Raw genomic sequence first — 11549 nt, 5'->3', positions numbered from 1 at the left:
GCCACGGGCGACTGTCAAAACCTTACGAGAGGTTAAAGGATCGTGGCAAACAAATGGTTAACGCGGCGCTTGCGGACGTTGTCTCAGCTCTTGCCGAGCGCGATGTGCCAGGGTTCGGCGCAGAGGCTGTAGAGCCAGCTCATGTGAAGCTTGCGGAAAATTTCCGGCATGCCGGCCACTTCCGATGACAGGACCTTGAACAGGGACCCAACCGCGATGGTGACCCGCGCATTCTCGCGACTGACGGTGCGGTGCAGCCATGTCTCCTGGTTTTCCTTCAACATTCCCGCCAGCAGAACATCCACCTTAACGCCCGATGCATCGCGGTTCAGCATGACGAAATCGTGCCAGGGCGCGTGCGCCCGCAACTTGGCGAGAACCTCGCCGATCTGCGCCGCATCATCTCCCGCCACACCGATCCGCTTCGGCACCGCCATATAGGTCAGAAGCGCCATGGTGAAGGCGACGCCGTCGATGGCGGCAGACAGAGGCTCGCCATTCTCGTTGCGCGCGGCGGCCCTCATTGCCTTGCCCTGCGGCAGAAGCAGGCAGCTTTCCAGAATCTGTCGGTAGGCATTGTCCTTGAGCGAAAGCTTGGCTTTTTCGAGAGTAAGAAAGGACAGCATCGTGTGCCCTTCACAGGCTGAAGCCCTGCCGCTGACCAATTCCAGCGCCCCATTCCAATCGAGATCACAGACGCGCAGTCCGTGGATATTCCGTTGCGATCCCGGCCGCGCGAAACCTGACGCGAAACTCATTGCCAACCCCCAATACCAAACCCATCGCCACCGATCCGAAGCATGGCCTGCGGGATGGTGGTTCATGGGTCTGTTTATACAGGTGCAGGTTGAATTTAGCTTGAAAGCAATCTCTCGAATGCTTGGGGATACGGCAAGAGACAATTAACCAGAAAGATGCTCCGCATCCTGCAGCAGGCCGAAGCCCCTCGCCCCTTGGCCATCAATGACTTGGCGCCGCAGCCGCTTCTTTTCCGACTTCGACCTTCTCGCCCTCTACGAGCTTGACCGAGCGGGGCGTACCGTTACCGTTCTGCTCGCGAATATCGGCCTTCGACAGATAATCGAGCTGTTCGATCAGCACATCCTCGACCACCTCGTCATCGAGCCTCTTGTTCAGCCCCTCGCGGATGCGCTGCTTGAAGGCTTCGGGATCGAAGGTGGAGATGTTGGCAATGTTGACCATGGAAGAACCCGCGAGCAGCGTGAACAATTCATCGGTCATCAGCTGCGTTGCCGGCAGCTCGATCTTCGCCATCTTGGTCTTGTCGACGCGCAAGGAAATACGGCTAAGGAAATAGCCGTTCACCCCGCCGTCATTGATGACGGGGATCGTGATGCTTTCGCCCTTGACCAGTTGCAGACTGGCTTTTTTCGCCCCCGCCTCATCCGGCGCGGGCGCCGTCGCCAACTGGACGGAGAAATACACCGCGCCGAGCGTGACGGCGCAAACCCAGACGCCGGTGAGAAGAAGCTTCAACATCAGGAGGCAGCGCCGTACATGAACTGTTCCTGCGAATAGGTGCCGTCCGTATCGGCCTCCTGGATCGCGCTCTTCAAGAGGTCCGCAACGGCGCGAACCGCGTTCAGATGCGCCTCGACGCGGCTGGCATTGGTCGCAAGCTTGGACTTGATGCCCTTGACCTGTTCCATATAGCCAGCGGCGATTTCCTCGCGCGGCGTATCGCGGAACAGCATCGTCAGCTCATAAAGGCAACGGCTCTTATGGGCATTGGAGACCTTGAAGTCGAACTGTGGGTCCTTACCGATATTGTCGTTCTCATTGTCGATGATCATCTCAAGGCGGCCGAGAACGGATTGGATACGGTGGTCGTTCGACATAAGGTCCATGCTTGTCTCCTCGTTAAGGTTTTTCATTCTCAAGCCTCGTCTGTTTTCTCATTGGAAACACCGAGGACCTGCCGCTCGAACTCCGCCACCATCCGAATTGCAGCATTATGGTCTTTTTCATTCATCGATACGTCGGTAATGCCTTTGCTTTCGGCCTTCCGCAGCGCATCCTTGTAAGCTTGTTCCGCAATGCCGACGCCGCCATTTCTGGAGATCGTGTCGGCAAACTGTTCGGCCATCATGCTTTTCCAGATCTCGCCGGCATTACCCTTGCCATAAACTTCCTCGCTGTCTTTCGGCAGCATGTTGGCCACGAAGGTCTGGAGTACCGAGGCTTCATATTTGCGATAGGTTTCCGGGATTTCGGTGCGGGCCGCGCGGATATTGGTGTCGCCGAGGCCAGCCTTCGAGGAAGCGCCATCCAGCATGTCGACCGCGGCGCCAAAACCCTTGCCGGCATCGGCAAGGCTGGTCGCGGCAAAAGCCGCCTTGTTCGCCTTGAGTTTTTCCTGGGCGACCTGAACTTCCTGGGGATCCGCAGCGCGAACCACATCCATCACCAGATCACTTATCACCGATATCGCCACGTCCAGATCTCCCGAGCTGACGAATGGGCGGCACAGAAAGCCGGCACATCCGCTCAATCAAGAAACATCGCCGGAGGCGTCCTCAAAAACGCCCGCGATGCAACAATGGGACAGATTATGGATCGCCAACCTTGCTGGAGGCTGGTGTGTGGGAAACATTCGTAATTTCTAACAAATCATAGATTGCATTATCATCGGCCTCGCGATCTTCTAGATCGCGGGCAATATGCATCCTGTCCTCGAGCCTGTCGGCCTTGGTCTTTTCCTTCAGGACCTTGTTTTCCTGAAATTGCTGGACGCCTTCAAGCTGGCGGTCCTGGACAACGAGACGGCCGTAACGGTCCGAATAATGCTTGGAGAATGTCTGATGCACCGGCTCCATGGAACTCATCGCCTCCAGCACGTTCTCCATGGATTGCGCCACTTCGGTGCGGGTGCGGGTGGTGTCGGCCAGCTCCACCTCGGCCATTTTCTCCATGTGCCGCTGAACCGTTACCAGACGTTTGAGTTTGGCCGAGCGCTTGTCCGAAGCCATGGCGTTTTCTCCCGATCAAAAGCCGATGAAGACCGGGCCGAAACCATCCACGAATTGCCGGATGAGGGCCGCGACCGACAGATAAAGCATGAAAATGCCGCCCGCGAGAATGAAGGGCGTGGATATGAAGAAGACCGGGATCTGCGGCGCAAGCTTGTTGATGAGGCCAACCGCGACGTTGAACATCAGGCCGTAAATCACGAAGGGGCTGGCGAGCCGCAGCATGATCGAGAAGGAGGCTCTCAGCGTATCAGTCAGCGTAATCAGCATCTTCTGGCCGCTGATGAGCGCGCCGACCGGTGTGGCGGTGTAGGAATCCACCAGCGCCTTGAGAACGATGTGATGGAAATCGAATATGAACAGCACCAGCAGGCCGCCCAAAGTGATGAAGTTGGATATCTGGTTTTCCTGCACGTCTTCGATGACATCGGCACCGCCAGGCGCACTGAGGCCAATGGAAGCGCCGATGAGCGCGCCGGTAAACTGAAAACCCAGCGTGTAGAACCGCGCGATCAGGCCATACATCGAACCGATGACGACCTCGGTGAAGATGAGGCCGACGACCGTACCCTGGCTTGCGCCGGAGACTTTCGGATAGATCGTGTCCCATAGCACCGGCAGAAGCGCCATGGATACCGCGACGCACAGAAGCATGCGAATCTGCGGCGAGATGCGCGAACTGGAAAAGCCCGGCATGGTCATGAAACAGGCGCCGATACGGCAAATGGCAAGGAACAATGCGATAATTGTCCCTTGCGGGTCGGTTATCATGAAATGGCGCCCAGAATCTTGATCTCGAGACCCTTGGCAAGTTCCACGTGCGAGAGAACCGGCAGGGTCGCAAAGAGTCGCTCGATAATCATGCGCACATAGGACCGCGTTTCCGGTGAGGTTACAAGGACAAAGGGCAGGCCGCGATCCATGAATTCACGGATAACTTTCGAGGCCTGCTCCGAAAACTCCTCGAGATGGCGGGGATCGATGTCGAATTCGACGATTTCGCCCTTCTGGTCACGCTTGAGCGCCTGATGGAAAACCATGTCCCACTTGTTGCCGAGACGCAGGACACGCAACACGCCATTGTCGGCCAGATCGCCGCAGAGCTGCTGCGACATGCGCACCCGCACATGTTCGACGATCTGTTCCGTCTTGCGCACATGCGGCGCGAGTTCGGCGACGGCTTCGAGAATGAGATGCAGGTTGCGGATCGACACGCGCTCGGCGAGCAGCAGTTTCAACACCGCCTGCAGGCCGGAATAGGACATATGCGACGAGCAAATCTCGTCGGCCAGCTTCTTGTATTCGGGATCAAGCCTGTCGATGAGGATTTTGACGTCCTTATAGGACAGGAGCTGCGGCAGGTTGTTGCGGATGACTTCGCTCAGATGCGTCAGCACCACCGAGACGTTGTCGATCGGGTGGAAACCTTCGCGCTTCAGATCCTCGGTGAAGGTTTCGAGGATGGAGACGGCGGGCATGCCGAAAGCGGGTTCGCGGATTTCGTCGCCCGGAATGCTCGGCTTGCGCCCTGCACCCGTCACGACAAGAACATCGCCGACGCGCAGGCTGCTGGAGGCGATGGTCGTGCCGTGGACGCGGATCTGATAGGCCTTTTCCGGGATCATGATGTCGTCGGCGACCTTGATCTCGGGCACCACGAAACCGTATTGGCTCGCGAATTTCTTGCGCATCTTGCCGACGCGGAAAGCCAGCTCCTGATGCGCGCCGAGAAGACGGGTGGAAACCTGCTTGCCGAGCGCCAATTCGATCTCGGCCGTCTTCAGCACCTGCTTGACCGAATCCTTTTCCGCCTCGGTGGTCTGGAGAACCTTGTTCTCCTCTTCCTGACGCCGCAGCGCGCTTTCGGCTTCCGCCTGGCGTGGAATATACCAGCTGCCGAAGGCCATGATGCCGCCGAGGAAGATGAAGGGCAGGAAGGGAAGGCCCGGAATGACGGCGAGCAGTCCCATCAACATGGCCGAGACCATCAGCGCGCGCGGATAACCGCTCAGCTGATTGACGACCGCCTGATCCGTCGAGCCGGCGGTGCCGCCGCGTGATACCAGAAGGCCGGCGGCCAGCGATACGATCAGGGCCGGGATCTGCGAGACGATACCATCACCGACCGAAAGCTTGACGAAGACGTCGGCCGCTTCGCCGATCGGCATGCCGTGGCGGAAATAACCGATGATGATGCCACCGAAAATATTGATCGCGGTGATGATGAGGCCGGCGATCGCGTCGCCGCGCACGAATTTCGAGGCACCGTCCATCGAACCGAAGAAGGAGCTTTCCTCTTCCAGTTCGCGGCGGCGGCGCTGTGCTTCCTTTTCATCGATGATACCGGCGGACAGATCCGCATCGATCGACATCTGCTTGCCGGGGATGGCGTCCAGCGTGAAGCGGGCGCCGACTTCGGCGATACGCGTTGCGCCCTTGGTGATGACGATGAAGTTGACGGTGATCAGGATCAGAAAGACGATGAGACCGATGACGAAGTCGCCGGACATGACGAGGCTGGAGAAGCCCGCGATCACGCCTCCGGCCGCCGTCGGCCCCTCATTGCCGTGGGACAGGATGACACGCGTCGTCGCAATGTTCAGCGACAGGCGGATCATGGTCGCGATCAGCAGCACGGTAGGGAAAGACGAGAAATCCAGCGGCCGCTGAATCCAGAGCGCCACCATGAGGATGAGCACCGAAAGCGCAATCGAAAACGCCAGGCCAATATCCACCAGAATGACCGGAATGGGCAGGAAGAGAACGCAGAGGATCGCCACAATGCCCAATGCGAAACCGATGTCTCGCATGCTCGGACTTACCTTGGGCAAGGAGATGACTGGTGGTTGCGCCATAAAATCGTCCTGTCTCTTCATGAGAAGGGCGACGGAAAAGCCGCCGCACGGTTCCGCGGCACCGGTTTTCGAAAAGCGAACGCAATTCGGCCCGATGCTTCAACCTATCCCTAGCCGCCGAAGCTTGCGCGAAGGTGGCATCCATAGCGGACGGGCGTCAGAAGCCGGATTGAATGCGGGAAAAGACGAGATTGGAAAAGAGTGATATCTGCGCGCCCACGAAGGGGGCGGCGACACCGAGGACAAGCATGATCGTGACGATCTTGGGAACGAAGGTCAGCGTCATTTCCTGAACCTGGGTCAGGGCCTGAATGAAGGCAATGACGACACCGACGATCATGGCGGCGAGAACCGCCGGACCGGCCGCGACGAGAACCGTCCAGACTGCCGCCTGCATGATATCAAGCGCATCGGCCTCGTTCATCGTCGCATCCTTATTCCGGAAAGGCGGCGTCATGCCGCCTCTTCAATATCAGGAACCAGCCGGTTTATTCGAATCGGTCCCGTCATCAGCTGTACTCTTGATTGGACCATTCGAGAAGGTCACGCCGGCCTGCAGCAGCACCTTGTCACCAGCTTCGGTGATGGCGACAACGCCGTCCGAATAGACCTGCACTTCCTTGACCACGCCGGTGACCTTGTCGTCGGAGCTCATGACGGTCTTGCCGACGAGATCGGACGCGCGCGTCAGGGCTTCCGCCTGCAGCATGCTCTTCAGGTGGGTGTTGGTCTTGATGGTCTGCTCGACCTGCGAGAAGCTTGCCAGCTGCGACATCTGCTGACCCGCATCCATCGGGCTGGTCGGATCCTGGTTCTTCATCTGGGCGATGAGGAGTTTCAGGAAGCTGTCATAGTTCAGCGAGGCCGCGTTCTTGTCACTGCTGCTCGCCCCGGCATTCGCCCAGGGGTTTGCCGCTGCCGCATTGACTGCATCTACCGCCATGGTGCGATCTCCTTGCGAATCTGTTCGATCGTTGCCGGGGTCATTTCCTGATTGTTGAGGATTTTTTCCTCGATTGGATAAAGACCGCGAATAGCTTTGAGCGCTTCGAAAGCCTTACCTGACGCAACCAGCCCGTCGATCCGCTTGAGTTCCGCCAGAACCTCGTCATGCTGGAAGCAATTCAGCAGCATGCTGACCGACTTGCGGAACATGTTGGTCGACTGATCGCGCCCTTCCGGGTTGATGAGGATCATCTGCGCGATGAAATAAAGCTGTCTGAGCGGCGTCGTCGCCTGGTCGGGCTGCAGAACGTGGTTTTCAAGCAGGAACGTGACATCGTTCAGGAATTCAAGCGCCACCTTGCGATCCACACGCAGAACCGCGCCGTTGATGAAAATCTTTTCGCCTGATTTCAGCGAAATTCGAAGTGTACTTTTCATTTCAGTCCATCCCTGATGATGGTTGTCACGTCAATTATGCCCTGGAAATTCGTCGACTGACGTTTCCGGATCAGTTCGCACTCTTTCAAAATCCAGATCGCGATGGAGATCAGATTGGCTCTGAGTTCCATGGCCAGCTGGTTGTCGGGTTGCTTGAGATCCTCAATGAAGCGGATCCAGACCCGTCGAGTGTAAAAAAGTGCTTCGATCGTGGGCCGCTGCGAGGAGGAGTCCCTTGCCTCCACCAGAAGGTCGATCGATTTGGTCAACGCCTGCCGCTCGCGATCTTTCGCGTTGGCGACACCATCCTCCATGATTTCGGCGTAGGAAAACTGGTACATTCATGTATCCTTTATCTGCCGCCACCTCTGTTCATCAGAGGTAGTTTACCAGACTCATTTTTTGCAGACGCGACGTGAGGCTGTATGCGATTTCAATCTGCTGCTGCAGCAGATCGAGACGGGTCTTCGCCTCGTAGGTATCGATCCCCTCAATATCCAGCAGATGCGTTTCGATGATCTTCTTCTGGGCCTCCAGCGAATCATTGGCTTTCGAGACACGGCTTTCGGAAAGACCGAGCTGGCTTTGCTGCTGGTTCAGACCGTTGATGGCGGTGCCGATATTGGTCACCGACTTCATCGCCACCATTTCGCGGATGCCGCTGTCCACCTTCGCGTCGAGGAAGGTCATGGACGTCATCGCGGTCAATGCGAAATAACGCATGCCCTGCGAATTGCTGTTGCTCGACGTTTCGACAACCTCGTTCTGGCTGATGCGGCTCGTCATGTTGGTGTCGCTCGCCTTCGAACCGAAGGTCGTCCAGAAATCATAGTTCTGGCCGGCCGTCAGGCTGCTATGCGGCGGGTTCGTGACCGTGGTCGTGCCGTTGAACACGCCTTCGATATGGGTCATGAACGCTTCGACCTGCGGTTTCGACAGGCTGGCGAAATCACCCACCGGCGGCGTCTGCGCCGCCATGAATGCGTTCAGCTCCGTCTCATAGGCTTCCTTCAGCGGAGATCCATCCGCGAAATAGTCATCGACAGGCTTCACATCCGTATTGATGCCGGAGAACAGATACTCGCCATTGACCGCTGTATTGGCGAAGCTGGTGAAGTTGTTGAACGCATTCGAGATGGTCTGGGCGACCGTCGACAGCGTCGGTGCTTCACTGCTGGTATTGGGGACCAGAACCTTCTGAATCTCCTGCGCGGCCTTCGCCATGCCGTCCAGCGCAGTCTGCGAGGATTTGAGGCGTTGCGTTGCAATCGAATTGACGCTGACCAGCGAGGTGATGCGGTCGATATCGCGATTGAGATCGAGGCTGCGGGCGGTATTGGCGCCCAGCGTCACGCCGAGATCGGCATGCTTGCCCGTCGTCAGCTCGGTATTGAGATTGGTCATCTCAAGCTGAGCCTTGAGGATGGTGCTGCGCATGCTGTTCTGCATCGCCAGCGATGAAATGAATGACGTTTTCATCGTTTACCTCACCATGTCCATCAAGGACTTGAGCATTTCATCAACGGTCGTCACCAGTTTGGTCGCGGCCTTGTAAGATTGCTCGATATCCATGAGCAGTGACAGTTCCTCGTCCAGGCTGACCGCCGTGCTGTTCGAATAGGAAGTGGCGGAGCGCTCATAAAGCGCGCTTTTCGCTTCGTTTGCCGAAGTCGCGCCGGAACGTTCCTGTTCGAGCCACCCCATCGAGTTGGTGCCGTATTTCAGGATGCTGGTATTCGTATCGATACGTGTCGACGCGGCAAAATTCATGGGCGCGTCAAAAGCAGTGACATAGCTGCGGATCAGGGCGGAGAAACCGGTTCCACCCGATGTTGCGGTATTGATCACGTAATCGGTACCGTTGATACCGCCGTCACGCAACAATTCCGGATTGCCACCTTTGGAAATAATTAACGCCGGGTTGACGGTAATGCTGGCCGCGAGCCCCGGAGAGACAGTTCCGTCCGGCGGAATTGTCGTCGCCAACGGCGAACCATAGGTGAAGAGGCCAGGCATGTCTGGCAGACCGCTGGTCGGGTCCGCGGGCTTTTCCGCAAACATGGTGATGAGGCCGCGCGCGATTTCGTCGAGCTGGCTCTGCATCGTCGGCGCCAGATCATCACGCACCTGCATCAGGCCCTGAAGCGATCCTTCCGCCGTTGTGTTGCTGCCGCTGCCCGCCTTCAGCGCTACGCCATCGACATAAATGGCGTTGCCCGTGGTCGTCGCATCGTAGCCCGGCTGCGTCTTGAAGGTCACGCTGCGCGGCACGATCTCGAACAGCGTCGCACCGTCAGTCGTATAAAGCGCCACATCGTTGTTGGGGCGATTGACGACATTGATGCCGATGATGGAGGAGATGTCCTTCAGAAGCGCTTCGCGTTGATCGAGAGCGTCGCTTGGATCGCCGCCGATCGCCGTCTGCGCCTTGACCTCGTTATTGGCTTCCTCGAACTTCGCGAGTAGCCCGTTCAGCTTGTCGACCTGGAGGGAGATTTCCTTGTCGGCGCGCAGACGCATCGCCTGCAATTCGCTCGAAGCCTTGTTCAGGGAACTGGCGACATCCGTGGCCGAGGTGACGGCCGTCGCCGCCAGAGCGGCATCGCTCGGCTTGGCCGCGTAAGCGTCCAGGCTTTTCAGCAGTTCCTTCATATAGGTGGCCGGCGAACTCTCGTAGTCGTTGCCGCCGAAAACGCTCTTCATTTCCTGAAGGCCGTTGAGCACGGTGCTCTGGCCGGAAGCAAGAGAAGAGCTGGAGATTGTCTGCCTGAGAAGACTTTCATTCTGGGCACGACCGTTGGAGACGATACTCGCTCCAGCCATGGTCGTGCCGAGAATGGCGGTTCGCTTGACGTAGTTCGCATTGCCGACATTGGCAATGTTTTTCGAGGTAACGTCCGTCTGCTTACCTGTATTATTGAAAATCGACTGCGCAGTATTCATTGCTGACGTGAGCGACATTCATCTGTCCTCGTGAGAAGTATTATCTCTTCAGATTGATCAGGACGTCCATCAAATCCGATCCAGTCTGGAAGACTTTCGAATTCGCTGTGTAGATACGCTGGGATTCAATCATGTCGGTGAGTTCGCTGGCGATATCGACGTTCGACCCTTCCAGCGCACCCTTCTGGATGTAACCGAAGCTACCCGTCTGCGCGAAGCCGATGGTGACAACACCCGACTCGTTGCTCGGCAGATAGACGTTACCGTTCTGCGGGCTGAGGTTGTCGACGCTCGGCACCGTGGCCAATGCCAGCTGGTAGATATTGCGGCGACCGCCATCCTGATAGACCGCCGTTACCAGGCCGTCCTTGCCAATTTCGACGTCCTTGATCTGGCTCGGACCGTTGCCATCGAGAACTGCAGTACCGGGCGTAAACTTGGTCGAGAACTGCGTCATTTCAGACAGGTCGATATTGATCGCTTGTGCCACGCCGCTGACCTGGTCATTGATCGTAATCGATTTATCCGAGGTGGGGGTGAGCTTGTTGGTAGCAGGATCGAATGTCAGCTCGACTTTTTCCTGAACAAGGTCAGTTATTGGCGTTGCCGTGTAGGGGAATCCGCCATTCGTCGACTGATCTTGACGATAAACCGCCACTTCCCAAGTATTGTCGTCAGTCTTGGTGTAGTAGAAATCGTAAAGTACCTTCGCACCGCCGCTATCGAATGCCGTCAACGAGGTCTTGTTGCCGAACGTCGCAGTTGCGGAGTTGGTGCCCGGAAGCGATGCCGCGGCCACAGCCGTATCGCCACGGTTAAGATTGGCCGGGAAGCTGCCCTGCGTGGAGGGCGATGCCGTCAGGCCGAAATTATTGACATTGATGGCTTCAAGACCCGTGAAGCCATTGACGACCGCCGCCGGCGGGTTGGAACCATAGGGGTAACCCATCAGTTGGAAGCCGGCCGCGTTTTCCAGGTACCCTTCCGAATTCTTCTGGAACGAACCGGCGCGCGTCAGGTAAGGCGTGCCCGATCCATCCTGAACCACGAAGAAGCCGTTGCCCTGAATGGCAAGGTCGGTGCTCGAGGTGGTGTAGGAGAGGTTTCCCTGCTCCGAAATGCTGTAGCGAACATTGGACTGTACGCCGCCCGAGGCGTAGCTGCCCGATGAGGAGGGCAGAACGAGCGAGGAGAACGACGTGGATGCACGCTTGTAACCGGTGGTGCTTGCGTTGGCGATGTTGTCGCCCACGGTCCCCAGCTTGTTCGCCTGCGCATTCATGCCGGACACACCGGTTCGCATAGTGCCGAAAATACTCATTCAAAAACCCTCGTGGTCATCTTTCAGGGAGAAGGTAAAGCGTTTGGCTTGCGTGAA

General features: G+C 57.4%; 14 protein-coding genes. All 14 read right to left on the bottom strand.

The window, feature by feature from the left end; genetic code table 11:
* Positions 1–83: 83 nt before the first annotated feature.
* The 14 genes from DA915_RS02880 to DA915_RS02815 all read right to left on the bottom strand — a co-directional run bounded on the left by DA915_RS02880 (position 84) and on the right by DA915_RS02815 (position 11492).
* Positions 84–758: a WecB/TagA/CpsF family glycosyltransferase gene (locus tag DA915_RS02880; RefSeq protein ID WP_107675092.1), complete on the bottom strand. Its 675-nt coding sequence runs from the start codon at positions 756–758 to the stop codon at positions 84–86.
* 202 nt (positions 759–960) lie between these two features.
* Entirely contained in the window at positions 961–1500 is a 540-nt protein-coding gene (locus DA915_RS02875) for a flagellar basal body-associated FliL family protein (protein WP_107675091.1), read from the bottom strand.
* Positions 1500–1868 carry a hypothetical protein gene (locus DA915_RS02870; protein ID WP_003503347.1) on the bottom strand — a complete coding sequence of 123 codons (369 nt, stop codon included), beginning with the start codon at positions 1866–1868 and terminating at the stop codon, positions 1500–1502. The genes DA915_RS02875 and DA915_RS02870 overlap by 1 nt, the downstream gene beginning before the upstream one ends.
* Before the next feature lie 29 nt (positions 1869–1897).
* A complete protein-coding gene (locus DA915_RS02865) occupies positions 1898–2455 on the bottom strand; it encodes a rod-binding protein (protein WP_003503348.1) in 558 nt (185 codons plus the stop codon).
* A 115-nt stretch (positions 2456–2570) separates the two neighbouring features.
* Positions 2571–2990 (bottom strand): hypothetical protein, encoded by a 420-nt coding sequence (locus tag DA915_RS02860; RefSeq protein ID WP_003503349.1) that lies wholly within the window; start codon positions 2988–2990, stop codon positions 2571–2573.
* Positions 2991–3005: 15 nt separating this feature from the next.
* Positions 3006–3761, bottom strand: coding sequence for a flagellar biosynthetic protein FliR (gene fliR / locus DA915_RS02855; RefSeq protein WP_003503350.1), 756 nt, complete (start codon positions 3759–3761; stop codon positions 3006–3008).
* Complete coding sequence (flhA, locus tag DA915_RS02850) at positions 3758–5845, bottom strand: flagellar biosynthesis protein FlhA (RefSeq protein WP_003503351.1); 2088 nt, start codon at positions 5843–5845, stop codon at positions 3758–3760. Before flhA ends, fliR begins: the two co-directional genes overlap by 4 nt.
* Before the next feature lie 157 nt (positions 5846–6002).
* Positions 6003–6269: a flagellar biosynthesis protein FliQ gene (fliQ, locus tag DA915_RS02845; protein WP_003503352.1), complete on the bottom strand. Its 267-nt coding sequence runs from the start codon at positions 6267–6269 to the stop codon at positions 6003–6005.
* A 48-nt stretch (positions 6270–6317) separates the two neighbouring features.
* On the bottom strand, positions 6318–6788 hold the full coding sequence (flgD, locus tag DA915_RS02840; RefSeq protein WP_107675090.1) for a flagellar hook assembly protein FlgD: 471 nt from the start codon (positions 6786–6788) through the stop codon (positions 6318–6320).
* Positions 6779–7228 (bottom strand): flagellar biosynthesis repressor FlbT, encoded by a 450-nt coding sequence (gene flbT / locus DA915_RS02835; protein ID WP_003503362.1) that lies wholly within the window; start codon positions 7226–7228, stop codon positions 6779–6781. Before flbT ends, flgD begins: the two co-directional genes overlap by 10 nt.
* On the bottom strand, positions 7225–7569 hold the full coding sequence (flaF, locus tag DA915_RS02830; RefSeq protein ID WP_003503365.1) for a flagellar biosynthesis regulator FlaF: 345 nt from the start codon (positions 7567–7569) through the stop codon (positions 7225–7227). Before flaF ends, flbT begins: the two co-directional genes overlap by 4 nt.
* Positions 7570–7603: 34 nt before the next feature.
* The gene (locus DA915_RS02825; protein ID WP_020010439.1) at positions 7604–8707 is read right to left on the bottom strand and encodes a flagellar hook-associated family protein; all 1104 of its coding nucleotides are present in this window, start codon (positions 8705–8707) and stop codon (positions 7604–7606) included.
* Positions 8708–8710: 3 nt separating this feature from the next.
* Positions 8711–10189, bottom strand: a complete 1479-nt coding sequence (flgK, locus tag DA915_RS02820; protein WP_003503368.1) for a flagellar hook-associated protein FlgK — start codon at positions 10187–10189, stop codon at positions 8711–8713.
* 22 nt (positions 10190–10211) lie between these two features.
* Positions 10212–11492, bottom strand: coding sequence for a flagellar hook protein FlgE (locus DA915_RS02815; RefSeq protein WP_003503378.1), 1281 nt, complete (start codon positions 11490–11492; stop codon positions 10212–10214).
* Positions 11493–11549 lie beyond the last annotated feature (57 nt).

It is taken from the genome of Agrobacterium sp. LAD9, assembly GCF_003031125.1.
GTDB classification, from domain to species: domain Bacteria; phylum Pseudomonadota; class Alphaproteobacteria; order Rhizobiales; family Rhizobiaceae; genus Agrobacterium; species Agrobacterium radiobacter.
Note: the sequence above shows the minus strand (reverse complement) of the source record. Positions and strands in the feature narration are given on the sequence as shown.